The 24,830-nt window shown below is 66.2% G+C and carries 22 protein-coding genes; 10 read left to right on the top strand and 12 right to left on the bottom strand.

What is annotated here, in order from left to right; translation table 11 throughout:
* The first annotated feature begins 70 nt into the window (after positions 1-70).
* The gene (locus tag G6N43_RS09875; protein ID WP_083157872.1) at positions 71-1,009 is read left to right on the top strand and encodes an SDR family NAD(P)-dependent oxidoreductase; all 939 of its coding nucleotides are present in this window, start codon (positions 71-73) and stop codon (positions 1,007-1,009) included.
* On the opposite strand, the gene G6N43_RS09870 is transcribed toward G6N43_RS09875, so the two are convergent.
* Entirely contained in the window at positions 1,006-1,962 is a 957-nt protein-coding gene (locus G6N43_RS09870) for a GlxA family transcriptional regulator (protein WP_083157873.1), read from the bottom strand. The genes G6N43_RS09875 and G6N43_RS09870 overlap by 4 nt on opposite strands.
* Positions 1,963-2,044: 82 nt before the next feature.
* Here G6N43_RS09870 and G6N43_RS09865 point away from each other — a divergent pair, with 82 nt between their 5' ends.
* Both G6N43_RS09865 and G6N43_RS09860 read left to right on the top strand, forming a co-directional pair.
* Entirely contained in the window at positions 2,045-3,319 is a 1,275-nt protein-coding gene (locus tag G6N43_RS09865) for an MFS transporter (protein WP_179967990.1), read from the top strand.
* Positions 3,320-3,400: 81 nt separating this feature from the next.
* Positions 3,401-4,186, top strand: coding sequence for a fasciclin domain-containing protein (locus tag G6N43_RS09860; RefSeq protein ID WP_083157139.1), 786 nt, complete (start codon positions 3,401-3,403; stop codon positions 4,184-4,186).
* 25 nt (positions 4,187-4,211) lie between these two features.
* Here G6N43_RS09860 and G6N43_RS09855 read toward each other — a convergent pair whose 3' ends face one another.
* Genes G6N43_RS09855 through G6N43_RS09835 form a run of 5 tightly spaced genes read right to left on the bottom strand, consistent with a single transcriptional unit; the run spans position 4,212 to position 9,868 of the window.
* Positions 4,212-5,387: an aromatic ring-hydroxylating oxygenase subunit alpha gene (locus G6N43_RS09855; RefSeq protein WP_083157138.1), complete on the bottom strand. Its 1,176-nt coding sequence runs from the start codon at positions 5,385-5,387 to the stop codon at positions 4,212-4,214.
* Positions 5,388-5,419: 32 nt separating this feature from the next.
* Positions 5,420-6,802, bottom strand: coding sequence for an aminobutyraldehyde dehydrogenase (locus G6N43_RS09850; protein ID WP_407664906.1), 1,383 nt, complete (start codon positions 6,800-6,802; stop codon positions 5,420-5,422).
* 7 nt (positions 6,803-6,809) lie between these two features.
* Positions 6,810-7,691: an ABC transporter permease gene (locus tag G6N43_RS09845; protein ID WP_083157136.1), complete on the bottom strand. Its 882-nt coding sequence runs from the start codon at positions 7,689-7,691 to the stop codon at positions 6,810-6,812.
* On the bottom strand, positions 7,688-8,629 hold the full coding sequence (locus G6N43_RS09840) for an ABC transporter permease (protein ID WP_083157135.1): 942 nt from the start codon (positions 8,627-8,629) through the stop codon (positions 7,688-7,690). The genes G6N43_RS09845 and G6N43_RS09840 overlap by 4 nt, the downstream gene beginning before the upstream one ends.
* A gap of 6 nt (positions 8,630-8,635) precedes the next feature.
* Complete coding sequence (locus tag G6N43_RS09835; RefSeq protein ID WP_083157134.1) at positions 8,636-9,868, bottom strand: polyamine ABC transporter substrate-binding protein; 1,233 nt, start codon at positions 9,866-9,868, stop codon at positions 8,636-8,638.
* Positions 9,869-9,959: 91 nt separating this feature from the next.
* Here G6N43_RS09835 and G6N43_RS09830 point away from each other — a divergent pair, with 91 nt between their 5' ends.
* Positions 9,960-11,345 carry an aspartate aminotransferase family protein gene (locus tag G6N43_RS09830; protein ID WP_083157133.1) on the top strand — a complete coding sequence of 462 codons (1,386 nt, stop codon included), beginning with the start codon at positions 9,960-9,962 and terminating at the stop codon, positions 11,343-11,345.
* Between the two features lie 16 nt (positions 11,346-11,361).
* Positions 11,362-12,510 (top strand): ABC transporter ATP-binding protein, encoded by a 1,149-nt coding sequence (locus G6N43_RS09825; protein ID WP_083157132.1) that lies wholly within the window; start codon positions 11,362-11,364, stop codon positions 12,508-12,510.
* On the opposite strand, the gene G6N43_RS09820 is transcribed toward G6N43_RS09825, so the two are convergent.
* The gene (locus tag G6N43_RS09820; protein WP_083157131.1) at positions 12,497-13,156 is read right to left on the bottom strand and encodes a TetR/AcrR family transcriptional regulator; all 660 of its coding nucleotides are present in this window, start codon (positions 13,154-13,156) and stop codon (positions 12,497-12,499) included. The two genes, G6N43_RS09825 and G6N43_RS09820, sit on opposite strands and share 14 nt — an antisense overlap.
* A gap of 114 nt (positions 13,157-13,270) precedes the next feature.
* Between G6N43_RS09820 and G6N43_RS09815 the strand changes: the two genes are divergently transcribed.
* The 3 genes from G6N43_RS09815 to G6N43_RS09805 are packed head-to-tail and all read left to right on the top strand — an operon-like array spanning position 13,271 to position 17,818.
* A complete protein-coding gene (locus G6N43_RS09815) occupies positions 13,271-14,893 on the top strand; it encodes a phytoene desaturase family protein (RefSeq protein WP_083157130.1) in 1,623 nt (540 codons plus the stop codon).
* Between the two features lie 36 nt (positions 14,894-14,929).
* Positions 14,930-16,954, top strand: coding sequence for an acetate--CoA ligase family protein (locus G6N43_RS09810; protein ID WP_083157129.1), 2,025 nt, complete (start codon positions 14,930-14,932; stop codon positions 16,952-16,954).
* 30 nt (positions 16,955-16,984) lie between these two features.
* Positions 16,985-17,818, top strand: coding sequence for a mycofactocin-coupled SDR family oxidoreductase (locus tag G6N43_RS09805; RefSeq protein WP_083157128.1), 834 nt, complete (start codon positions 16,985-16,987; stop codon positions 17,816-17,818).
* A gap of 3 nt (positions 17,819-17,821) precedes the next feature.
* Here the strand turns inward: G6N43_RS09805 and G6N43_RS09800 are convergent, their stop codons facing one another.
* Together G6N43_RS09800 and G6N43_RS09795 are read right to left on the bottom strand one after the other, a co-directional pair.
* Complete coding sequence (locus G6N43_RS09800; RefSeq protein WP_083157127.1) at positions 17,822-18,166, bottom strand: cupin domain-containing protein; 345 nt, start codon at positions 18,164-18,166, stop codon at positions 17,822-17,824.
* Positions 18,163-19,365, bottom strand: coding sequence for an NAD(P)/FAD-dependent oxidoreductase (locus G6N43_RS09795; RefSeq protein WP_083157126.1), 1,203 nt, complete (start codon positions 19,363-19,365; stop codon positions 18,163-18,165). The genes G6N43_RS09800 and G6N43_RS09795 overlap by 4 nt, the downstream gene beginning before the upstream one ends.
* A gap of 53 nt (positions 19,366-19,418) precedes the next feature.
* On the opposite strand from G6N43_RS09795, the gene G6N43_RS09790 reads away from it, so the two are divergent.
* Positions 19,419-20,582, top strand: a complete 1,164-nt coding sequence (locus G6N43_RS09790; RefSeq protein WP_083157125.1) for an acyl-CoA dehydrogenase family protein — start codon at positions 19,419-19,421, stop codon at positions 20,580-20,582.
* A gap of 61 nt (positions 20,583-20,643) precedes the next feature.
* On the opposite strand, the gene G6N43_RS09785 is transcribed toward G6N43_RS09790, so the two are convergent.
* The 3 genes from G6N43_RS09785 to G6N43_RS09775 are packed head-to-tail and all read right to left on the bottom strand — an operon-like array spanning position 20,644 to position 23,745.
* Positions 20,644-21,786, bottom strand: coding sequence for an acyl-CoA dehydrogenase family protein (locus G6N43_RS09785; RefSeq protein WP_083157124.1), 1,143 nt, complete (start codon positions 21,784-21,786; stop codon positions 20,644-20,646).
* Positions 21,787-21,805: 19 nt separating this feature from the next.
* Positions 21,806-22,603, bottom strand: a complete 798-nt coding sequence (locus G6N43_RS09780) for a crotonase/enoyl-CoA hydratase family protein (RefSeq protein ID WP_083157123.1) — start codon at positions 22,601-22,603, stop codon at positions 21,806-21,808.
* Positions 22,600-23,745 (bottom strand): thiolase family protein, encoded by a 1,146-nt coding sequence (locus G6N43_RS09775; RefSeq protein ID WP_083157122.1) that lies wholly within the window; start codon positions 23,743-23,745, stop codon positions 22,600-22,602. The genes G6N43_RS09780 and G6N43_RS09775 overlap by 4 nt, the downstream gene beginning before the upstream one ends.
* A 216-nt stretch (positions 23,746-23,961) precedes the next feature.
* On the opposite strand from G6N43_RS09775, the gene G6N43_RS09770 reads away from it, so the two are divergent.
* On the top strand, positions 23,962-24,753 hold the full coding sequence (locus G6N43_RS09770; protein ID WP_083157121.1) for a FadR/GntR family transcriptional regulator: 792 nt from the start codon (positions 23,962-23,964) through the stop codon (positions 24,751-24,753).
* Positions 24,754-24,830 lie beyond the last annotated feature (77 nt).

The raw sequence follows: 24,830 nt of genomic DNA, 5'->3' as shown, positions 1-24,830 counted from the left end.
ATCGTATGCAGGCACCAACCGCAGCCCGACGTCGGTGCGATTTGATCACCGAACATGACATCCTGACCCGGTGACATCACCGACAGCACTCGAGGTCGTCGACGGCGTCGACCTCACCGGCAAGGTTTGCGTCATCACCGGTGCATCGGCGGGCCTGGGCCGTGAATCGGCACGGGCGCTCGCCAAGACCGGCGCGCACGTCATCCTCGCAGCGCGCAATCGGCAGGCCCTCGACGACACCGAGGCGTGGGTTCGTGCCGAGGTCCCGGGCGCGCAGACGTCGACAGTCCAACTGGACCTCACGTCGCTGGCCTCAATCCGTTCGGCAGCGGAGGCGATAAGCGCCGCGGCCCCCGCGATCCACGTACTGATGAACAACGCAGGAGTGATGTTCACCCCGTTCGGCAGGACCGCTGAAGGTTTCGAAATGCAGTTCGGCACAAACCATCTCGGGCATTTCGAACTGACGCGGCTGCTCACACCTCAACTCGTTGCGGCGGGAGGTGCGCGCATCGTGACACTCTCGTCGGATGGCCACCGACTTTCCGACGTCAACCTCGACGACCCCAACTGGGAGCGCCGGCAGTACGACAAGTTCGCCGCCTACGGTGCGTCGAAGACGGCGAACGTCCTGCACGTGATCGAACTCGACCGGCGGCTGCGCGACCAAGGGGTCAGGGCATACGCGGTACACCCGGGCGTGGTGGCAACCTCGCTCGCGCGGCATATGTCCCGCGACGACTTCATCGCCCTTACGCAGTTAGTTTCGTCGGATTCCAACCAGGAAAAGGTCGACGTCCGACGCGATTTCACGGTTCCCGAGCAGGGCGCGGCCACGCAGGTGTGGGCAGCGGTCAGCGGCGAGCTCGCCGACGTCGGTTCGGTGTATCTCGCGGACTGTCGCATACAGGACGATCTCGTGCCGTACGCGGTGGACGAATCGCGCGCTCGGCAGCTGTGGGACATCTCGGAAAGCCTGTGCGCCGTGGCAGTCCCCGAAGGCGCTTAGGCGCCCTGATAGACCTTGCGGTAACTGGACGGAGACATCCCGACGCCGCGACGCAGGTGATGGCGAAGGTTTCCGCCGGACCCGAGGCCCGAAAGCCTGGCCACCTCCTCGACTGAGTGGTCCTCCGACTCGAGCAGCTGGCGAGCCAGGTCGATGCGGCGGTTGCGGATCCACGCACCCGGCGCCTGTCCGGTCTCCTCGCGGAAGCGCCGATTGAACGTGCGCGCGCTCATCTTGGCGTGGCGGGCCAGGCGCTGCACCGTGAGCTCCTCGTCGAGATGCTGCAACGCCCACTCGCGGGTCGCGGCGGTCGAGAAGTGATCGGGCGCGGGCACCTGCCGCTCGATGAACTGCGCCTGCCCGCCCTCACGCCACGGCGGCACGACGCAGTACTTCGCGACCGCGTTGGCCGCCTGCGCACCGTGGTCGGCTCGAATGATGTGCAGACACAAGTCGATTCCGGCCGCCAGACCCGCCGAGGTGAGAACGTCTCCGTCGTCGACGAAGAGCACGTTTTCGTCGACGCGCACACGCGGGTGCAGGCGGCGGAGGTCATCGGCGAATCGCCAGTGCGTGGTGGCCGAGCGTCCGTCGAGCAGTCCGGCCGCCGCGAGCACGAACGCCCCCGTGCAGATCGACACGAGTCGGGTACCGGGACGGACCAGGGCGAGCGCCGCGGCGACGTCGGGTTCGAGCGTGCCGTCGACCCGCGCAGGCGGATAGCGGGTGCCAGGGATGACCACGGTGTCAGCGGTCGCCAGCGCCTCCTGGCCGGCCTCGGCCACCACCGCGAAGCCGGTCGTCGCGGGCACGGGGTCGCGCGACAGCGCGCAGGTCACCACCTCGTAGAACGGGTTGCCGTCGGCACCGTGGGCGTTCGAGAACAACAGCGGCGCGATGCTGGCGTCGAACCCCACGACGGGAGGCAGGAGCAGGACGGCGATGCGGTGCACGCGTTCAGTTTGGCATGTTTTTGACGAATAGTGTCATTCATGCCACTAGGCGCACCCGGACGCGATAGGCGAGGGTATTGCGGTGACCTCGACCGCCGAGCCCAAGACCGTGCCCCGCATCCACTGGGCGTGGGTGGTCGCGGCCGTCAGTTTCGTCGCGATCCTCGGCGCGGCGGGTTTCCGATCCGTGCCCGGCGTGATGATGAACCCGCTGCATCACGAGTTCGGTTGGTCGCACGGTGTGGTCGGACTGGCGATGTCGGTCAACATGACGCTGTTCGGCCTCACGGCGCCGTTCGCCGCCGCGCTGATGGACCGGTTCGGTGTGCGCCCCGTGTTGTCGGCAGCGCTGGTGATGATCGCGGGCGGTTCGGCGCTGTCGGTGACGATGACGACGAGTTGGCAGCTGGTGTTGTTGTGGGGTGTGCTCGTCGGTGCGGGCACCGGCGCGATCTCGATGGGCTTCGTCGCGACGATCGCGACGCGCTGGTTCGAGGCGCGGCGCGGCCTGGTTACGGGAGTGTTGACGGCCGCAAGTGCGACCGGGCAGCTGATCTTCCTGCCGGTGGTCGCCGAGGTCACGACCAGACACGGGTGGCGCTGGGCGTCGCTGATCGTCGCGGCCGCGGCGCTGTCCGTGGTCCCGCTGGTGCTGGTGTTCATGCGAAATTACCCGCAGGACAAGGGTTTAACGCCCTACGGCGCGACGGCGGCATCCGAACCGGCCGAGGTGCCTGCTTCGAGTTTTCGTGCCGCGTTCGACGGACTGCTCATCGGCGCGCGCGTACCCGCGTTCTGGCTACTGGCGGCCAGCTTCGCGATCTGCGGGATGACGACGAACGGGTTGATCGGGACACACTTCATCCCCGCGGCCAACGATCACGGCATGCCCACGACGGTCGCGGCGGGCCTGCTCGCGACGATCGGCGTTCTCGACGTCGCGGGCACGGTGTTCTCCGGATGGCTGACCGACCGCGTCGATCCGCGTCTGCTGCTCGTCGTCTACTACAGCGGCCGCGGGATCTCGCTGCTGGCGCTGCCGTCGCTGCTGTCGCCGCACGCCGAACCGAGCACGTGGGTGTTCGTCATCTTCTATGGCCTGGACTGGGTGGCGACCGTGCCCCCGACGATTGTGTTGTGCCGCGACTACTTCGGCAGCAGGTCTCCCGTCGTGTTCGGCTGGGTCTTCGCATCCCACCAACTGGGGGCGGCAGTGGCCGCGGCGGGCGCTGGTTGGCTACGTGATCTCAACGGCGGCTACGACGTGGCGTTCTACCTTGCGGGGGGCCTTTGTTTCGCCGCTGCGGCATTGTGTGGCCAGATCCGAAACGTGCAGGTCAGAGCACCTGTGACGTGAGTTTCGACAGGTACGCGCTTTGGCGTGGGCCTACTACGGGCCTTAACATGCCTTGCGAATGAAGAGACTCGAGGAGCACACGTGAAGACTCGCACCAGCAAGGCCATCGGAGCCGCCGCCGGAATCGCCGCCATCGCGCTGTCGGTTCCCCTTGCAGTGACCGCCTATGCGGAGCCGACCGAGGCACCGACGCTCGAGATCCCCGATCCGCAGGGTCCGGGTTGCGACAGCTTCAAGACCGAGGTGCCTGACTACAAGTCGCTGGCGAACTCGCCGGTGGGCACGGCGCTGCAGAGTATCCCCGAGGCCAGCACCTTCTACTCCGCGATCTCGGGTGGCTTCAACCCCGCGGTCAACATCGTCCCGGTCCTCGAGAACGGGCCCTACGTGGTGTTCGCGCCCACCAACGAGGCGTTCGCGGCACTGCCGCCCGCGCAGCTCGATGCGCTCAAGGCCGATCCGGCTGCGCTGACCGATCTCGTGTACTACCACGAGTTCCTCGGTCTGCTCGGCAACGATGACGTCAAGGGGCAGCGGCCGACCCAGCAGGGCGCGGAAATCAACGTCGAAGGCAAGGGCGGCGACATCACGGTCAACGACGCCAAGCTGGTCTGCGGTGCGATCTTCGCCAAGGATGCGCGAATCTACTTGATCGACACCGTGCTTGATCCCAAGTCGCCGCCGAAGCCGCTCACGCCGTCGTCGACGTCGACCAGCGAGACCACCACCACGACGACGAGCGAGACCTCCACTTCCGAGACCACCCCGACCGAGACTCCGGCCGCCGGAGCGCCTGCCTCGGTGGCCTCGGTTGCCCCGTCGTCGGAGCCGGAGCCGTTGCCCGCCGCCGACGCCCCGATCGGCTAGGTATTTTTTTGCGATTTCGGCGTGTTTAGTCTCGCTGAGCGGTACTCAGCACGCCGAAATCGCGATAAGCCCTGGCGACGCGCGTGACGAACTGGTAGACGCCGTCCTCATCGGGTGCCAGTGGTCCCGGCCGCGCATGCGGTGACGACAGTCCGCGCTGCACCGACTCGCACGCCGCCCAGTCTTGACGATTCGTCAGGTCCCAGAAGTCGACCGCATACGACGGATCGAAGTCAGGCTGGGCCGCAACGTCTTTCGGGAACGCCCAGGCGCACTCGACGTGCGTGCGGTCGGCGGCCAGCGGCGTCATCAGGTGCGTCATCACATAGTCGGGGTGCAGGCTCACGAGCAGGTTCGGATACCCGACGAGGTACATCACGCTGCGCAGCTCGCGTTCGGACAGACCGGCGATGGCCACACCGCCGCTCTTGCCCGTCAGCGACATCGTCTCTGCCCCTTCGACTATCGACATCCAGCCGCCCATCCACGAGCCCTTCAGATCGAGATTCTCGCCGCTCGTCGGCGGGCTGATCCGCGACAGCTCCGGATGGATGGCTGAGCAGTGGTAGCACTCCTGATAGTTCTCGGCGATGACCTTCCAGTTGGTGGCCAGCTCGTACGAATGCCTGGCGACGACGGTCAGCTCCTCCGGTCGGTACGGGCCGACGATCTCCTCCAAACCTTCTACATGCTCGGCGAATTCGACGTCCTGACCACTCGGATCGACGAACAACCAGCCGTGCCAGTTCACCAGTCGCAACTCGGCAAGCCCGAACTCCTCGGGCTGGAAGCCCTCGACATCACCGAACGACGGCGCGTTCCGCAGTCGGCCGTCGAGGCGGTAGGACCATGAGTGGTAGGGACATACGATGCTGCGCCCCTTGGTCACGGTGTTGCACGCCAACAGCTCGTGCCCGCGGTGCCGGCACGTGTTGGCGAAGGCGCGAATGACGTCGTTCTCGCCACGCACCAGAAGTGTCGCGTTGGCGCCGGTGCCCACCGCCTTCTGCGCGCCGACGCCGACGAGGTCGGCGGCATGCCCGACACACGACCATCCCGAGAAGATGTGGTCCTGTTCCCATGCAAACACCGCCGGATCGACGTAGGCCTCGCGTGGCAGCATCCGCGACTGGCCGAACGGCGCCAGCGCAGCGGCCAGCCCATCGGCGGGAACAGGAGCCGAACCCTGCTGTTTGAACATACAGTCAGCCTACTGCGCGGGATCCCGCCGGTCTACAGGGCGTGCGCGATGTGCTTGATCCGGGTGTAGTCCTCCAACCCGTAGATTCCCAGGTCCTTGCCATAGCCCGACGACCCGAAACCCCCGTGCGGCAGTTCGGAACCCATCGGTGCATGGGTGTTCACCGAGACCGCCCCGAAGTCGAGGTCTCGCAGGAATCGCATTGCGCGCGAATGCGAACGCGTCCACACGCTTGCCGTCAGCCCCTGCTCGACGCCGTTGGCCAACGCCAACGCCTCGTCGTCGTCGTGGAACGACTGCACGGTGATCACCGGACCGAAGATCTCCGACTGCACCAGTTCGTCATCCTGGCGTAGGCCGGCAACCACCGTCGGCTCCAGGAAGAACCCGTCCCGATCGGGCGCACCGCCCCCCGCGACGAGCTTGGCGTGTGCAGGCGTGGCCGCCAACATCGACCGCACCCGCTCGCGGTGTTCGCCCGAGATCAACGGTCCGATCGTGGTGGTGCGGGCCGCCTCGGCCAACCGCTGCACCACGTCGTCGTAGACGGATTCGTGGGCGATCACCCGGCTTGCGGCGGTGCAGTCCTGGCCGGCGTTGTACAACGCGGCGAAGGCGACCTGCTCGACGGTCGCGTCGAGATCGGCGTCGTCGAAGATCAATACGGGCGCATTGCCACCGAGTTCGAGGTGTACGCGCGCAAACCGGTCCGCGGCGGCATGCGCAACGGCCCGCCCGGTTCGCGGTGAGCCGGTGACCGCCACCATCGCGACGCCCGGGTGCGCGGCCAGTGCGGCACCCACGTCGGCGCCACCGCATACGACGTTGAAAACGCCCGGCGGCAAGATGTCAGACAGCAGCTCGGCCATGCGCGACGTCGAAGACGGTGTCAGCTCAGAGGGTTTCAGCACGACGGTGTTACCCGCCGCCACCGCGGGCGCCCATTTCCACGCCGCCATCATGAACGGGTAGTTCCATGGCGTGATCTGCCCGCACACGCCGACGGGTTCGCGTCGGATGCCGGAGGTGATTCCCTCGATGTACTCGCCGGTGCTGCGGCCTTCCGGTGTCCGGCAGACCCCCGCGTAGTAGCGAACGACGTCGATGCTCGCCGGAATCTCCTCGTCCCGTGTGACATCGGCCGGCTTTCCGGTGTCGGTCACCTCGAGGTCGGCGAGCTCGTCGGCGTGCTCCTCGAGGGCGTCGGCGGCAGCGAGCAGCGCAGCGGACCGCGTGGCGGGTGTGGTGCGCCGCCATTCGTCGAACGCACCGCGGGCGGCCGCGACAGCCACGTCGACGTCGGCGGGGGTGGATTCGGTGGCGAACCCGTGTACGGCCCCGGATGCCGGATCGATGAGTTCACGCCGATCGCCTCCGGAGGAAGCAACCGCACGGCCGTCGATCACGTTGAGAATCACGTCATTACGCCTCTCCCGCGAATGCCCCGATCCCGCGGTCCTTCGTGGTGGTGTCCGATCGGGTCATGTACCGATAGACGATGAATCCGACAGCGACGGCCACCAATGCCGCGAGCAGCAGCAGTGTGGCCAACGCGTTGAGCGCGGGAGTCGGCGCGGCTCGGGCGGTGTTGTAGATCTTCACCGAGACGGGCTCGCTAGAGGCCGCGCCGGACAGATAACGCACCAGCACGAAGTCGTCGATGACGTCGGCGAAGACCAGCACCGTGCTGGCGAAGATCGCAGGCATCAGCATCGGCAGGATGATGCGGCGCAGCGCACCGAGCGGCGAAGCGCCGAGATCCATTGCCGCTTCCTCATATTGGGGCCCGATCGTGGCCAGCCGTGCGCGCACGAGCACCGCCGGGTAGGACACCTGGAAGGTGACGAGACCGATGACCTGGGCGGTGGTGCCGAGATTGATCGGAACCGCCACCGTGGTGATCACGAACAGCAGCGCGACGGCGAGCAGCACCTCCGGCAGCACGAACGAGATCAGCATCAAGAAGTTCGCCCCGTTGGGCAGCCTGCCCCGCCACCGGTCGATGCCGATCGCGAACAACGTCCCCAGCGGAACCGTGATCAGTGTCGCGATCACGCCCAGCTTCAACGTCTGCAGCAGCGCGGTGTGCAGAGCGTCGTTGTGCCACACCGAAAGCGTCTCGTCGCCCCAATACCACCGGGTTGAGAACCCCTGCCAGGTGGTCCGCGACCGGCCGGAGTTGAACGAGTAGAGCACCGCGATGGCGACCGGCAACAGCGACCACAGTACGTAGCCGATGGTGATCGCGATCAGGAATCGCGGTGGCCGCCATGGGTTGTTCCACCACGCGACGGGGCCCCTCACGTCGACACCTCGCTCCCTCGTGTCACCGAACGGAGGTAGTAGAGCATCGGCAGTAACGCGATGAGGAACACCAGCAGAACGAACGCGCCCGCCTGACCGGTTTGCCCCGGCGCCTGCACGCCGTCGTTGATCAGGTTGCCGACCATGGTGGTTTTCGGCGACGCCGACAACATGTCGTTGGTGAAGTAGTCACCGAGCATCGGCAGACAGGTCAGCAGCAGCGCCGCCACGATCGTCGGTCGGCACAACGGCAGCGTCACACGCCAGAACGACGAAAAGCGGTCGGCGCCAAGGTCACGCGACGCCTCGAGCATCGGCTGCGACAGCCGGTCGAGGCCCGCGTAGAGAGGCAGGATCATATACGGCACGTAGCCGTACACCAGCCCGAGAATCACCACCACGGGTTGGCCGGTCAGCCACTTGATGTCCGGGTGAAAGAGGCCTCCGAGGCTGAGCACCTTGTTGAACAGGCCGTCGTCCTGAAGCAGGTTCACCCACGCGAACATCCGCATCATGTAGCTGATCCAGAACGGCGCGATCAACAGCGCGAGCAACAGCCCCTTGTGCTTGCCTGCCAGCCGGGCCACGTAGTACGAGACCGGGAAGGCGATGAGAAGGCAGAGCACGCTGGCCACCACCACGTAGATGAACGTGCGCACGATCGCCGGGCCGTACACACCGTTCTCGCCGATGATGTGGGTCAGCACATAGGTGAACTGGGTGGGATCCCACTGCAGCGGGTTCCACACCGGAATGGGCGTGCGGAACAGCGGATCGATCTGCCCGAAGACGATGCACAGCACCACATAAAGCGGGAAGAGGAAGAACGCGCCCAACCAGATGACTCCGGGCGCGGCCAGTAAGGCCCAGACCCGATTGCCGCGCTCACGGGCCGGTGGAGCCTGCCGCGACGGCGCGGCGACTACCGGGACCGCCACCGCTTCTTACGACCCTCCGCCGGCCTGGAAGGCCTGCCACACGTTGCGCCATGCGGTCTCGTTGGCCGCATCGAGTTCCAGCAGCCGGTAGCCGTTGTCGAAGTACTCGGGTCGCACGATCGCCGACTGCAGGTGTTCCGGGATGAACTCTTCTTGGACAAGCGAATCCGGCGTGATGCTGTTCTGCGGCGGCTGGTAGCCGATCGCGGTGAAGTTCTCCATTGCCACATCGGGATCGAGCATGTGGTTGATGAACAAGTGGGCGAGGACGGGGTTCTTGCCGCCCCGCAGCGTGACAAGCATGTCGTTGTCGACGAGTCCTTTGCCGTCCGACGGGAACCAGTACCGAAGGATCTCCGGGCTGGTGCCTTCGGGCAGATAGGACTGCGCGTTGATGATGTCGCCCGACCACATCTGCGCCAAACCCATCTGTCCGGCGGGCAGGTCGTTGTACATCGTGATGGTGACCTTCGGCGAGGTGGCTTTCACCAGCTCCTGCAGTTGCTCACCCACCAACTTCAGATCGTCTGCATTGGAGGTGTTGACGTCCGTGATGCCGTTCTTGAGCAGCACCATGGCCATAGCGGTGTGGAAGTCGTCGAGGATCGCGGTCTTGCCCTTGTACTGCGGATCCCACAACGACGCATACGGATTGGGCAGTGCGCCGATGTCGGCGGGCACCTGATCGGTGCGCCAACCGATTCCGGTGGTGTAGATCGTGTACGGCACGCTGTACTGCCAACCCTGGTCGTACCAGGGGTTGGTGAAGCTGGGCCACACGTTCTTGATGTTCGGAATGTAGGAGTGGTTCAGCGGGCGCAGCAGCCCGCCGTTGACCAGGCGGCTGATCTCGGTGTAGTTGGCGTTGTAGATGTCGAAGTCCACACCACTGCGCAGCTTGGTGATCGCCTCGTCGCCGTCGTTGAAGGTCGAGACCTCTATCTTGATGCCGTACTTGTCCTCGAAGCTCTTCATCGCCTGCGGGCTGAGGTAGTCGGCGTAGTTGTAGATCTTGAGCGTTGCGCCCTTCTCGGGCGCCAGGTTGTCGGCGATCGGTTTGTTGTCGTCTGCGATCGGCCACTTCACCGGATTGTCCGGCGATGCGAGCGTCAGACTCGGCCCTCCCGACGAGGGCCCCGATTTCGAGCACGCGGCAAGGAATGCGGGCAGACTGGGCGCTGCGGCGGCGAGAACCGCTGCGCGCACCAGAAACTGCCGGCGGCTCGGAGGTGTGGGCATTGGGACCTCCCGTTGATTTCGCGCCTTGTTGCTGGTAGGACTCTCGCATAGACTGAATGCTCAGTCAACCGTTGCGGAGTGGAGGTTCGACGTGTCCCCGTCGGTGGTGGAGTCCAAGGCGGCTGACACCGTAGACCAGCTGATTCTCGATGAGGAGAAGTACTTTCTGCGGCGCCAGCCGCGCAGCACGGAACTCATCGTCCAAGCGCGTGAACATCTTGCCGGCGGCGCGACGTCGAACTGGCAGATCGCCGAGCCACAAGCCGTGTGGATGAGCCACGGCAAGGGCTCGAAAGTCTACGACGTGGACGGCAACGAGTACGTCGACATGCACGGCGGTTACGGCGCTTCCATTGCCGGGCATGCGCATCCGGCGATCGTCGAAGCCGTCAGCGACCGGGTCCGGCGCGGTACGCATTTCGCCCAGCCGACCGAGGACGCGATCTGGATCGCCGGCGAGTTGGCGCGGCGGTTCGATCTGCCGCTGTGGCGGTTCGCCAATTCCGGCACCGAAGCGACCATGGATGCGGTGCATCTGGCGCGTTCGCTGACGGGACGGGATCTGATCATCAAGGTCGAGGGTTGCTATCACGGCCACCATGACTCCGTGCAGGTCTCCGTGCTCCCGGACGCCGACGAGGTCGGTCCGCGCGAGCACCCCACACCGGTGCCCGGCAACACGGGTATCCCCACGGCGATCCGCGATCTCGTGATCGTCGTGCCGTTCAACGACCCTGAGGCGGTGGCTCGCGCGCTCGCCGAACACCGCGGGCAGGTCGCGGCGATGATCCTCGAGCCGGTGATGATGAACGCAGGCATCATTCCGCCCGACGACGGTTATCTGGCCGCCATCCGCGAACTGGTGCACGCCGAGGGCGCACTGCTGATCTACGACGAGGTGAAGACGGGCTTCACCACCGGACCGGGCGGCGTGACGGCGCGCAGCGGCGTGGTGCCCGACATGGTCTGCCTGGCCAAGGCGTTGGGCGGCGGTATCGCGGTCGCGGCGATCGGCGGTACCCGCGAGGTGATGTCGGCCATCGCCGACGGCCGCTACGAACAGGTCGGCACGTTCAACGGGAACCCGTTGGCGATGGCGGCCACTCGCGCGACGCTGACCGACGTGCTGACCCCGCAGGCATACGCTCACCTCGACGAGCTCGCGGCGCGGCTGTCCGGCTCGCTGGAATCCGTCATCGCGCGGCACGGCGCCGGCTGGCACGTCGTCGTCGCCGGCGCCAAGGGCTGCGTCACCTTCCGCCGCGACCCCGTGCGCGAGTTTCGGGATTTTCTGGACATCGATGCCCGACTCGGCCACCTGCACTGGCTGATGCAGCACAATGGCGGTGTGTTTCTCCCACCGTGGGGAAAGGTGGAGCAATGGCTGTTGTCAGTTCAGCATCAACGCGACGATGTCGACCGATTCACCGCGAACTTCACGCGGTTCGCCGACGCGGTGATGTCCCCGGTCACGTGAGGAAGGACTGGGTTTGGTGACCGGCGGCGAGATCCAACTGCACCAGTTGGTGAAGTCGTTCGACGGCATCCCCGCCGTCATGGGCATCGACCTGAATATTCCTGCGGGCAAGTTCTATTCACTGCTCGGCGCATCTGGTTGCGGCAAGACCACGACACTGCGGATGATCGCGGGCTTCGAGAAGCCCGACTCGGGCCAGATCTTGCTCGACGGCCGTGACGTGGCCGCCGATCCCCCGCACCGGCGTCCGGTCAACACCGTCTTTCAGACCTATGCGTTGTTCCCGTTCATGACGGTCTGGGACAACGTCGCGTTCGGGTTGAGGTACCAGAAGTCGTCGCGTGAGGAGACCAAGCGCCGGGTCGGTGAGGCACTCGAGCTGGTGCGGATGAGTGACTTCGCCAAACGGCGTCCGGCCCAGCTCTCCGGCGGCCAGCAGCAGCGGGTCGCACTGGCCCGGGCGCTGGTGCTGCGCCCCCGCGTGCTTTTGCTCGACGAACCCCTCGGCGCGCTGGACGCCAAGCTGCGCAAACAACTGCAATTGGAGTTGCGCGCGATGCAGCGCGAGGTCGGCATCACCTTCGTCTATGTGACGCACGACCAGGAGGAAGCGCTCACGATGAGCGACCAGATCGCCGTGCTGGCCGAGGGCCGAGTCGAACAGGTCGGCCCACCGCAGGAGATCTACTCGGCGCCCGCCACCACGTTCGTCGCGGGATTCCTCGGCGCCGCCAACATCTTCGACGCCGTCGTCCTCGAGGCCGACAGCGCCTCGGCGGTATGCGAGACGCTGAACACGCGCCTCGGGGCGGCCGTCGGCGACGCCGTCGAACTGGGCGCGGCCGCGATCGTCATCCGGCCGGAGAGGATCAGCCTGCAGGCTCCGGGTGATCCGATTGGCCAGGGCCGCAACGTGATTGGCGGAGTCGTCTCCGAGGTCGTCTACCTCGGCAACTGCACGCAGGTCCACGTCGACGTCGGCGCACCGGCGCCACTGGTGGTCGAGGTGCCCAACCACTCGGGTCCCCGGTCGGTGGCGCACGAGCCGGGCGCCCAGGTCAACTGCGTGTGTACACACGATGCGGTGCGGGTGCTGCACCGCAGCCAGGCCCAGGTGGTCGCCGATCCGGTGGCCGACGAGGTGAGCGCGCTCACTCCTTCTTGACGCGTGCCCTGCCGTTCACCCGTTTCGTCACCGGGGCGAGGTTGAGTACCCGTTCGGCGAATCGCATCGCGATGTCGTACGCCAGATCCGAGTCGACCTCGGGGTCGTCGAGTGCCACCTGGATGGACAGGCCGTCCAGGAGCGCCGCGAACTCCACCGCGAACATGCGGGGGTCGACCTTCGCATCGAACTCCGACGGGTCCGCCGACTTGATCGCATCGACGATCATCTGCCGCCACCGGGCGTCGAGTTCTGCACGGTCGGACTTGATCTCGTCGTGCCGAAATGCCTGGGCCCACAGGTCGAACCACAGGCCCCACGCGCCGGGGATCTCCTCGCTGCCCTCCCGCACGCACGTCCATCGGATCAGCAGCGAGAGTCGCTCGCGCAGCGCGGTAACCTCACGCAACATCTCCTCGGCCGCCTCGTAGAACGACACCTCCGAGAATCGCAGTGCGTCGACCAGGAGGCGGTCACGCGTGCCGAAGTAATAGATGACGAGCGCCGAGCTCACGCCCGCCCGCCTGGCGACATCGGCGATGCGGGTGTCGCCGAACCCACGCTCGCAAATCAGCTCCGCTGCGGCGCGGAGCATATCGATACGCCGCGCCTCGTTCTGTTCTGTCGCGGGTGCCGGCTCGGCCATTGTCGTGTCCGTTCCCCTCCGAAGTGCATCGTCGCTCTTGTCTGGAGCCTATCACTTCGTTAGATTGAACAGTCAGTCAGGCCGCGCGGCGGCGTCGACGAGAGTAGGACTTCCATGTCGAACAATTACGACGCCATCGTCATCGGTGGCGGCCACAACGGACTCGTCTCCGCGGCCTATCTGGCGCGGTCGGGTGCCAGAACCCTGGTGCTGGAAGGGCGCGGATCGCTGGGCGGAGCGGCGACCACGGAGGCGCCGTGGGACGACGCTCCCCACCTGCGGGTGACCCGACTGTCGTATGTGATGAGTCTGATGCCGCCGACTATCGTGCGGGAGCTTCAACTCGAGCGCCACGGGTACAAGGTGCATCCGATGGGCCCGTCCTACCAGGCGTTTCCCGAGGGCGGCTCGCTGATCATCTACGAGGACGACCCCAAGCGCACCCACGAGCAGGTGTCGAAGTTCTCCAAGAAGGACGCGGACGCGTTGCCGGAGTACTACGACTGGATCGGCGGCATCGCCGAGGTGATGGGGCCGCTGCTGACGCAGGTGCCGCCCAACATCGGCTCGAAGCGACCGTCGGATCTGTTCGACCTGGCCAAGCTGGCCTGGCCGCTGCGCAAGAAGATCACGCCGCGCGTCACCGCGGACATCACCCGGCTGCTGACCATGAGCATCGCAGATCTGCTCGACGACTGGTTTGAATCACCGCAAGTGAAAGGTCTGATGGCGGTCAACGGCATCATCGGGACCTGGGCCGGGCCGTATGAACCGGGCACGGCCTACGTCATGGCCCACCACTCGATCGGCGACGTCGGCGACGGCCAGCTGGGCAGCTGGGGCTACCCCGAGGGTGGCATGGGCGGCGTATCCGAAGCCATCGCCCGATCCGCGAAGAGCTTCGGCGCCGAGATCCGCACCAATGCGCGGGTGTCCCGGGTGTTGACTCGGGGTAGCCAGGTTCGGGGTGTGGTTCTGGAGAACGGCGATGAGATCACCGCACCGCTGGTCGTCACCACGCTGCATCCGAAGACCGCCTTCCTCGAACACCTTTCGCCGTCCGAACTGCCCGACGACTTCGTCGCCGACATCGAGCACTTCAAGACGCGCAGCGGTGTGGTGAAGATCAACGTCGCGCTGTCGGAGCTGCCGAGTTTCACGGCGAATCCGAGTTCGGGGATCGCCGAACATCTCACCGGGTCGATCGAGATGGCGCCGACCATGGAGTACCTGGAAGCCGCCTTCCAGGACGCGCGCGTCGGTAAGCCCGCAGTGCTGCCGTTCAGTGACGGCGTCATCCCGACGACGTTGGACAAGACGTTGAATCCCGATGGCACCCACATCATGTCGCTGTTCACCCAGTGGGTGCCCGCCGAGTGGGCGAACGCACCACACACCGAGGAGCTCGACGCCTACGCGGAACGCGTCATCGACACCTACGACCAGGTGGCACCCGGCTTCAAGGCGTCGATCACGCACCGCGACGTCGTCGGCCCGTACGAAATGGAGCAGGAATACGGCCTCATCGGCGGCAACATCTTCCACGGTGAACTGTCGTTGGAGCAGCTGTTCCACATGCGGCCCGCACCCGGGTACGCGGACTATCGCACGCCCATCAAGGGGCTTTACAACGGCAGCTCGGGCACACACGCCGGCGGTGGCGTCTGCGGAATCCCCGGATGGCAGGCGGCGCGCGCGGCCCTGGCGGACAAGAAGCGCCGCTTCGGCCGTCAATGAGCGCTTGCGGGTATCGATGAGCGCTTGCGGGTATCGATGAGCGAAGCGCGGCGCGCGGCCGTCGACGCGATGCTCGGCGCCCGGTCGATAGCGCTCGTCGGAGCCAGCGCGCGGCCGGACACCCTCGGTGCCCGGATGATCATTGAGGCACAACGGGGTTCGGCACGCTTTCATCTGGTCAATCCTCGCTACGACCGGATAGGCGATATGCCCTGCGCGCCGTCGCTGACCGACCTCGATGACGAGGTCGATCTGGTGCTGCTCGGTGTGCCCGACGGGGCCCTGCTCGAGCAGCTGGAGTCTGCCGCCACGATCGGCGCGAAGGGGGCGGTGCTGTTCGGTTCCGCGCACGGATTGCGCGACAAGGTCACGGCGATCGCCATGAGTGCCGGCATGGCGGTGTGCGGTGCGGGTTGCATGGGCTTCATCAACAACGCCCGCGGGGTGCGAGCATTGGGTTACCTGGAGCCGGATCCCCTGCCGGCCGGTGGCATCAGCCTCATCACGCATTCTGGGTCGGCGTTCTCGACGATGCTGCGCGCACGACGCGGATTCGGTTTCCGTCTTGCGGTGTCCTCCGGCCAGGAACTGGTGACCAACACCGCCGATTATGTCGAGTACGCGCTCGACGATCCCGATACCCGCATCATCGCGTTGCTCATGGAGACACCGCGGGACGTGCCCAGGCTGCGAAACGCGTTGCTGCGTGCGGCGGCCCAGGGCGCGCCGGTGGTGATCCTCACGGTGGGCGGATCGCCGCGCGGTAAGGCGATGGTGGCGGCGCATTCGGGTGCACTCGCTGGTGAGCGCGCGGCGTGGGACGCATTCTGCGCTGCCACCGGGGCCGTTCACGTCAGCGATCTCGCCGAGTTCGCCGACACGCTGGAATTGTTCTCGGCGCCAAGGCGATCCCGCGGCGGCGGCATCGCGACCGTGCACGATTCCGGCGCGGAACGCGCGCTGGTCGCCGATCTCGCCCACGAACTTGGCGTCGAGTTCGCCGACCTGGCCGACGACACACTCGCCACGATCGGCGCCCTGCTCGACGAGGGACTGGCTGCGACCAACCCGTTGGACGTGTGGGGCACCGGTGCCGATACCCGCAACCTGTTCGGCAGCTGCCTGCGCGCGATGGTCGATGACCCTGGCGTCGGCGTCACCGCCTTAGCCGTCGACCTCGTCACCGAATTCGACGGTGACACGGCCTATGCCGACGCGGTGCTGGACGTTGCGGACGACACTGAAGCGCCGATCGCGGTCGTCGCATCCGTGTCCTCGGCGATCGATCGTCCGACGGCGCAACAACTGCGCGACAACGGGATTCCCGTGCTGGAAGGCGTGCGTAGTGGACTGGCCGCGCTCGGTCATCTCGTACGTTGGCCGCTTCCCGTCGAGGAGATGCCAACTCCCGGTCCGCGTCGCGACGTCCGCACCGATGCCTCCGCGTCCGAGCTGCTGGCCGCGTACGGCATCCCGGTGGCGGAGTCGCGGCCGGCGAATTCGCTCGACGAGGCGCTGGCAGCGGCGGATGCGGTCGGATATCCGGTGGCGCTCAAAACCGTTGGGGTGCTGCATAAGACCGAGGCAGGCGGAGTCGTCTTGGGCATCGCCGATGAGGCGGCGTTGACGGCGGCCTACGAAGCGATGGCGCAGCGACTGGGTCCCGCTGTGACTGTCGAGGCGATGGTCGACGGCGGTGTGGAGATCTCGGTGGGGTTCGTGAGAGACGACGCGTTCGGCCCCCTGGTGGTGGTCGCCGCGGGCGGCACGCTGGTCGAGTTGATGGAAGACCGCGTGGTGGCGTGCCCGCCGCTGTCGCGCAGCGGCGCCCGACGTCTCCTCGACGGGCTCCGTATAGCGCCGCTGCTGGCGGGATGGCGCGGCGCACCGGCCGTCGACGTCGAGGCGCTTACCGACGTCATCGTGCGCTTCTCGGAGATGGCCATCGACCTCGGGGATGCGTTCGTCGCGGTCGAGGCCAACCCCGTCATCGCCACCGCCGACGACGTGATTGCGGTCGACGCGTTGATGATTGCGAAAGACCCACCCCGGTCCCGTTGAGGCGCGCATACTCCGAATCTGGGAGGCGCCATGACGAAACAATTCGACGGCAAGGTTGTATTCATCACGGGGGCGGCGCGCGGCCAAGGGCGTTCTCACGCGGTCCGTTTCGCAGAAGAGGGAGCGAACGTCATCGCTTTCGATCTGTGCGATCAGATCGAGTGCGTGGGCTATCCGATGGCCACACCGGAAGACCTCGACCAGACGGTCAACCTCGTCGAGAAGACCGGGCAGCGCATCGTCGCCGAGCAGGGCGACGTCCGTGATTTCGCAAGGCTCAAGGCGGCTGTGGACAGCGGGGTCGCCGAGTTCGGGCGCATCGACTTCGTCCTCGCCAACGCCGGTATCGCGCCGGTGCTCAGCCCGGGCGCCGACGAGATGCAGTCATTCGTCGACGCCGTCGACGTGATGCTCAAAGGGGTCTACTACACCATCGAAGCGTCGCTACCGGCGATGCTTGCCCACGGCGACGGCGGGGCCATCGTCATCACGAGCTCCGTCGCGGGACTGTCCGGCATGCGGATGAGGTTCGGCCAGAAACAACACGGCTTGATGGGTTACGCCGCGGCCAAGCACGGTGTGGTCGGGTTGATGCGCGGCTACGCGAACATGCTCGCCGAGAGGAACATTCGCGTCAACAGCGTCCATCCGACAGGTGTCACGAGCCCGATGATCGTCAACCCGCAGGTCGAACAGCTGATGGCCGAACGTCCCGAGTACGCGGCGATGTTCGAGAACCTGCTTCCGGTACCGATGATCGAACCGACCGACATCAGCGAGGCGATGGTATACCTCTGTGGGTCATCGGGCCGTTACATCACCGGGGTCACGCTGCCTGTCGACGCGGGGTGGACGTCGAAGTAGCTCTCAGAAGATCGAATAGACCTTGCGCACCGTCTCGTGCAGTTCCCAGGTGCCCTTCCACCCGACCGGGAACACCGCGACGTCGCCTGCCTTGATCTCTTTCGGCTCGCCACCGTCGGGTGTCACGGTCATCCGGCCGGACAGGACGTAGATGACCTCGTTCTCGTCCTGAACCCAGTAGGACGGCCCCGCGGTGCATTGCCAGATGCCCGCGGACCTGTCGCCGTCCACCCAGATCTCGAGGCCGTGCGTGGCCATCGGGTCGCCGGTCGCTTCAGCGAGCGGGCCCCAGTCCTCGAGTTCTGCGTCAGCGGCCTGGGCAAGGAATGCGGTGTCGATGATGGTCACAGTGTCGCTTTCTCCGGGAAGGGTAGTGAAATCGGCTCTGGGGCAACGCGACTGTTGCCGTCGGCGTCGAAGCGGTCGAGCCCGAGGTCGGTCAGATCGAGCCACGTGCACGTGCCCGTCGTCGTGAGGTCGGCGGCGACCTGCGCGACCGCGGGACCCCACATCATGCCGTGACCGGCAGGGCTGGCCACCACGGTGCCCTCGACCGGACCGTCGTCGGTCAGCAGCGGCCCCAGGATCGGCAGGTGGTCGGGGGTGTAGTCGATGGTCGCCGCCCACGACCGCTTCAGCCCAAGGCCCGCCACCGCGGGGAACAGCTCCTCGATACGATCGCGCATCTTGTGGTAGTAGACGGTGTCGAAGTCCATCGCTACACCCGGCGGTTCCTCCGGGTTGCTCATCCCCCACAGCAGCCCACCGGATTCGCCTGGCCGCCAGTAGATTCCGGAGCTGACGTCGAACACCATCGGCAGCTCGTTGACATCGACACCGGGAACGGGCGCGGTGACCACCACCTGATGGCGGGTGCCGCCGGCGTGGATACGGCCACCCGCGGCACGGCCGACATCGCCCAGCTGCGGGCCGCCCGTCAGGACGACGTGCGGCGTGTCGATCGGGCCCGCCGACGTGTGGACGCCGACGACACGGCCGCCCGCTGTGCGAAGACCGGTGAAGCTGCAGCGTTCGCGGACCTCGACTCCGCACGCGGTGAGGGCCGCCGTGTATGCGAGCACGTTGCGCGGCGCGTCGATGTACCCGTCGCCGGGGGCGTATGACGCACCCAGCGTGACACCTGGCGCCAGGCCGGTGTCCCGATTGTCGAGGTCGTCGGAGGAGAGCCACTCGACATCGAGACCGATGGAGCGTTGCAACGCAATGCGATCGTGCGCCTGCTGCACTTCGGCCGGGGTGAAACAGGGCATCAGGTAGCCCTGCGCCACGAAACCGCAGTCCAGCGGGAATCGGTCGCCGCTGGCGGCATAGAACTCCTGGGTGCGAAGGCCCAGCCTGATGGCGGTTTCGGTGCCGCCCTGCGCCCGCACCATGCCCGCGGCGCGGCTGCTGGCGCCTTCGCCCAGTGTTCTGGCTTCGAGCAGTACGACCTTGCGATCGCCGCTCTCGGCGAGCAGCACGGCCGTCCACGCGCCGACCGTGCCGCCGCCCACCACCACGACATCGGCACTATGGGAGCTGGTCATAGCATGGAACGCTGGCATAGACTGAACGCTCAGTCAAGAGGGTGGAGGTATGGATGTACGGCCTGACAGAGGAAGATCGGCGCATCCGCGACACCGCGCGAGCGTTCGTCGAAACGCTGATGCCGTACGAGGTGGAGGCCGAGCTCGCCGGAGGCGTGCTACCCAAGGAGATCACCGCCGAGCATCAGGCGCGGGCAATCGAATTGGGTTTGTACGCCACCAATATGCCGACGTCCGTCGGCGGTCCCGGTTACACCGCGCTGCAGCAGGTGCTGGTGCAGGAACAGTGCGGCCGGGTGACCAACGGGTTGGGCTGGGTGATGGCCACCCCACCGCAGTGGTGGGTTGACGTCGCCACCGACTACCAACGCGAACGCTGGCTGCTGCCGTCGGTGCGCGGCGAGAAGCACGAGGCCTACGCGATCACCGAAGAGTTCGCGGGCTCAGACGTCTCCGCGCTGGCCGCCACCGCCCGCCGCGACGGCGACGAGTATGTGATCAACGGGGTCAAGTGGCACGTGACGTCGTTCAACCTCGCCGACTACGTCTTCGTCGAAGCCGTGCTTCCCGACGGCGACCACGTGCTGCTGGTGGTCGATCTGCCGTGGCCGGGTGTGGAAGTGGTTCGCACACCCCACTATTCGCATCACATCGCCGACGAGCATCCGATCGTGGCGTTCAACGATGTTCGTGTTCCGCTCGAGAACCTGGTCGGTACCGAGGGCGGTCCGATGACGTTCACCCAGGACTGGTTCCGATTCGAGCGGATGATGGTGGCCGCGCGATGCGTGGGCGCGGCGCAGCGCCTCGTCGACGAGACGACCGTGTTCGCGCAGACCCGGATCGTGGACGGCAAGCCGTTGGGTGAGCACCAATTGGTGGCAGGCATGCTCGCGGACAATGCGACCGAATTGTTCGCAGCCAGAACCATGCTCTACGAGGTCGCGCGCTCGATCGACGCCGGACACGACCGCAAGACGCTCCACGGCCAGGCCTCGATGGCGAAGTTGTACTGCTCAGAGATGGCGGGGCGCGTCGCCGATCGCGCGGTGCAGATCTTCGGCGGCCGTGGCTATATGCGCGAGAACGTCGCCGAGCGCATGTTCCGAGAGCTTCGCGTCGAACGCATCTGGGAGGGAGCCAGCGAGATCCAGCGGATCATCGTGGGCCGCCAGTTGATGACCCGCGGCCCCAGAGCACTACTCGACCCGGCCTAGTTTTTGCGATTTCGGCGTGCTGGGTCACGCTCAGCGGTACCCAGCACGCCCAAATCGCTGTTTAGAGGCCCAGATCGCGGCCGATGATCTCCTTCATGATCTCGGTCGTGCCGCCGAAGATCGTCTGGATACGTCCGTCGACGTAGTCGCGCGCGACGCGGTACTCGAGCATGTAGCCGTAGCCGCCGTGCAGCTGCACGCACCGGTCGACGACCTTCTTCGCGATCTCGGTGGCCCACCACTTCGCCTTGGCCGCCTCGACCGCGGTCAGCTCACCGTCGACGACACCCCGCAGGCACCGGTCGATGTAGTTCTCGGTGACCTCGAGCTCGGTGTCCATCTCGGCGAGCAGGAACCGGTTGTGCTGGAAGCTGCCGATCGGCTGACCGAACGCCTTGCGATCCTTGGCGTACTGCACGGTCTGACGCCAGGTTTCGCGCGCGCCTGCGATCGCGCTGATCGCGATCGAGAGCCGCTCCGACGGCAGGTTCTGCATCAGGTGGTAGAAGCCGCGGCCTTCCTTGCCCAGCAGGTTGGCGTTCGGCACGCGGACATTCTCGAAGTGCAGCTCGGAGGTGTCCTGCGCGTGCAGGCCCATCTTGTCGAGCTTGCGCCCGCGGGTGAAGCCCGGCATGTCACGCTCGACGACCAACAGGCTGAAGCCCTTGTGGCCGGCTTCGGGATCGGTGCGGCACACCACCACGACGAGGTCGCTGTTGATGCCTGACGAGATGAATGTCTTGGAGCCGTTGACGATCCAGTCGTCGCCGTCGCGCACCGCCGAGGTGCGGATGCCCGCCAGGTCGCTTCCTGCACCGGGCTCGGTCATCGCGATCGCGATGATCGTCTCGCCGCTGGCGATGCCGGGCAGCCAGCGCTGCTTCTGCTCGTCGTTGCAGAGGTCCTTGAAGTACGGGCCGACGACGTCGTTGTGCAGGCTCAGCGCGGGGCCGTGCACACCTGCTTTGGCGATCTCCTCGTCGATGATCGCGTTGAACCGGAAGTCGTCGGAACCGCCGCCCCCGAACTCCTCGGGCATGTTGAACCCGATGAGCCCGTACTTGCCTGCCGCGACGTAGGCCGACCGATCGACGATGCGCTCGGCCTCCCACTTCTCGTGGTTGGGCACGAGCTCGCGCTCGATGTACTCACGGACGGTGTCGCGGAACGCTTCGTGCTCGGCGTCGTAAATCGTGCGCTTCAAAGTCTTTCCCTTACTTCGCTTACTGTGCTTTCCATACCGGCTGGCGTTTCTGCGCGAAGGCCAGCGGTCCTTCTTTGGCGTCCTCGGAACGAAGCACCGTTCCGATTTCGCGCATGGTCCTGGTCCAGCCGGGCTCGTCGCCGACGATGACACCGTCGTCGACGCCCATCGCGACCCTCTTGCTCGCCCACACCGCAAGCGGCGCATTGCAAGTGATGCGCTCGGCGAGCGCGAGCGCCGCCTCGACCGCGGTGCCGTCGGGCACGACCTGGTTGATCAGGCCCCACTTCAGGGCGTCGGCGGAACTCATCGGTTCGCCGGTGAACAGCAGTTCCATCGCGACCTTGCGGGGCAGATGGTCGACGATGCGGAAGACGCCGCCTGCGGCAGCGATCAGGCCCCGTTTGACTTCGGGCAGCCCGAACTTGGCTCGCTCTTCGGCGACGACGAGATCGCTGGCGAGTGCGAGTTCGGTTCCACCGCCGAGCGCCGTGCCGTTGACCGCGGCGATCGTCGGCTTGTCGATGTAGTGGTGGACGTAACCCGCGAAGCCCCAGTCGGCATGGTCGGGATGAAACAGGTTCTCTCGGCGCGAGATCGCCTTGAGATCGGCGCCGGCACAGAACGATTCGCCTGCACCGGTGATGACGACGGCGCGGACCTCGGGATCGTCCTGCGCGGCCTGCAGGGCGTCTCCCACCGCGGTGCTCACCGCGCTGTTGACGGCGTTGCGTGCCTCGGGGCGGTTCAGCGTGATGATGAGGACGTTGCCCCGCCGCTCGGTGAGAGCGGCGGGGGCCTGAACGTCAGTTGTCACAGCAGCTCGAGGATGGTGGCGTTGGCCTGGCCGCCACCCTCGCACATGGTCTGCAGGCCGTACTGAATGCCCTTGTCCCGCATGTGATACAGCATCGTGGTCATGATGCGGGCGCCCGAACCGCCGAGCGGGTGACCGAGCGCGATCGCACCACCGTTGGGGTTGAGCTTCTTCTCGTCGGCGCCGATGTCCTTCAGCCAGGCCAGCGGCACGGGCGCGAAGGCCTCGTTGACCTCGAACACGCCGATCTCGTCGAGGCTCAGGCCCGACTTCTTCAGCGCCTTCTGGGTGGCGGGGATCGGAGCGGTCAGCATGATGACCGGATCAGCGCCGGCCAGCACGGCGGTGTGCACCTTGGCAATCGGCTTGAGACCCAGCGACTTCGCCTTCTCGGCCGACATGAACAGCAGGGCCGCCGAGCCGTCCGAGATCTGGCTGGAGTTACCGGCGTGGATGACACCGTCTTCCTTGAACGCAGGCTTGAGCTCACCCATCTTCTCGATGGTGGTACCGCGGCGGATGCCCTCGTCCTTCAGCACGGCGTTGCCGTCCTGGTCCTTGATGGCGACGATCTGGTCGTCGAAGGCACCGGAGTCCTGTGCGGCAGCAGCCTTCTCATGCGAACCGAGGGAGAACTGGTCGAGGTCGGTGCGGCTGAAACCCCACTGCTCGGCGATCATCTCGGCGCCGATGCCCTGGTTCGGCGTGCGGTCGTAGCGGGACTTGAAGCCCGGCGAGAACGGGTTGCCACCGTTGGCCAGGGAGGCGCCCATCGGGGTGCGCGACATCGACTCGACACCACCGGCGACCACGACGTCGTAGTGCCCGGCGACGACGCCCGCAGCGGCGAAGTGGACCGACTGCTGGCTCGAGCCGCACTGGCGATCGACCGTCACGCCGGGCACGCTCTCCGGCCAGCCCGCGGCGAGCAGCGCGGTGCGCCCGATGTCCATCGCCTGCTCACCGGCCTGCATGACGCAGCCCCAGATGACGTCCTCGACGATTCCGGGGTCGACGCCTGCGCGCTCCACCAGGCCGTTGAGTACCTGCGCCGACAGGTCCGCGGGATGGACACCCGAGAGACCGCCGTTGCGCTTGCCGACCGGCGACCGTACAGCCTCGACGATGACGGCTTCAGCCATGACCCTTCTCCTTTGAAAGACGTGTTTTCCCGAAGGTAGAGCAACGTAGTTTACTAGGTCAACCTACTGGTTGGTAGGGTGACCCGCCTAACGCTACGCCGGGCCGAACCTCCGACCACCTGCGCGTATGCGCACTGCCCATGAACCTAGCGTCCCACATGGTTTACTGAGTTGCATAGCTGGCTCTGCGCCAGTCACCTTCCCGGGGAGTATGGAGTGGCTCGAAGTACACCACTGGCGCCGATGCTCGGCCCAGACGGCGTGGGCGGCGGCACGGCGGTCCGATCGCCGAAGACCGCCGAGCTCGTCGCCGGGACGTTGCGGCGCATGGTGGTCGACGGCCAGCTCAAGGATGGCGACTTCCTGCCCAACGAGGCGGAGCTGATGGCCCATTTCGGCGTCAGCCGGCCGACGCTGCGTGAAGCCGTGCGAGTCCTGGAATCCGAGCGGCTCGTCGAAGTCCGTCGCGGCTCACGTACCGGCGCCCGCGTGCGAGTGCCCGGCCCCGAGATTGTGGCCCGTCCCGCCGGGTTGCTCCTCGAGCTGTCGGGCGCGACCATCGCCGATCTCATGACGGCTCGGGCCGGCATCGAACCAATGGCCGCACGCCTGCTCGCAGAATCGGGAACCGACGAGGCGTTCGATGAGCTCGATCAGATGCTCGCCGACCACGTTCCCTCGGGGTGGCAGACGGGTCGGCTCGCCGAGACGACAGGCGATTTCCACCAACGGCTCGTCGAGCTGTCGGGTAACGCGACGCTGACGATCATCGCCGGCATGCTGCAGGAGATCACGGTGCGGCACACCGCATTCGCCTTCAAGGAGGGCCGCCCGGTATCCAAGGCGGACTTCGACAAGCTGATGCGGTCTTACCAGCGTCTGATGCAGCTGCTGCGTTCGGGCGACGGCGCGGCTGCCGAAGCCCACTGGCGTACACACCTCGATGTGGCACGCAACCTGATGCTCGAGGGGCTGGAGAACGTCAAAGTCCGCGACGTCATGGGCTAGACGTCAACGCTATCCACGTTCTGCAGACGTCTACTCGAACTCCCGCTGCGCATCGTGGATTTCGATGATTTTGGGGC

Source organism: Mycolicibacterium moriokaense (genome assembly GCF_010726085.1).
GTDB classification, from domain to species: Bacteria; Actinomycetota; Actinomycetes; order Mycobacteriales; family Mycobacteriaceae; genus Mycobacterium; species Mycobacterium moriokaense.
This window is presented reverse-complemented; position numbering and strand designations above follow the sequence as displayed.

Bases quoted from the DNA above. Each gene is read 5' to 3' on its own strand.
- G6N43_RS09855 (WP_083157138.1), bottom strand. From the start codon at position 5,387: ATGTTCAAACAGCAGGGTTCGGCTCCTGTTCCCGCCGATGGGCTGGCC.
- G6N43_RS09835 (WP_083157134.1), bottom strand. From the start codon at position 9,868: ATGCCCACACCTCCGAGCCGCCGGCAGTTTCTGGTGCGCGCAGCGGTT.
- G6N43_RS09820 (WP_083157131.1), bottom strand. From the start codon at position 13,156: ATGGCCGAGCCGGCACCCGCGACAGAACAGAACGAGGCGCGGCGTATC.
- G6N43_RS09815 (WP_083157130.1), top strand. From the start codon at position 13,271: ATGTCGAACAATTACGACGCCATCGTCATCGGTGGCGGCCACAACGGA.
- G6N43_RS09810 (WP_083157129.1), top strand. From the start codon at position 14,930: ATGAGCGAAGCGCGGCGCGCGGCCGTCGACGCGATGCTCGGCGCCCGG.
- G6N43_RS09805 (WP_083157128.1), top strand. From the start codon at position 16,985: ATGACGAAACAATTCGACGGCAAGGTTGTATTCATCACGGGGGCGGCG.
- G6N43_RS09795 (WP_083157126.1), bottom strand. From the start codon at position 19,365: ATGACCAGCTCCCATAGTGCCGATGTCGTGGTGGTGGGCGGCGGCACG.
- G6N43_RS09790 (WP_083157125.1), top strand. From the start codon at position 19,419: ATGTACGGCCTGACAGAGGAAGATCGGCGCATCCGCGACACCGCGCGA.
- G6N43_RS09775 (WP_083157122.1), bottom strand. From the start codon at position 23,745: ATGGCTGAAGCCGTCATCGTCGAGGCTGTACGGTCGCCGGTCGGCAAG.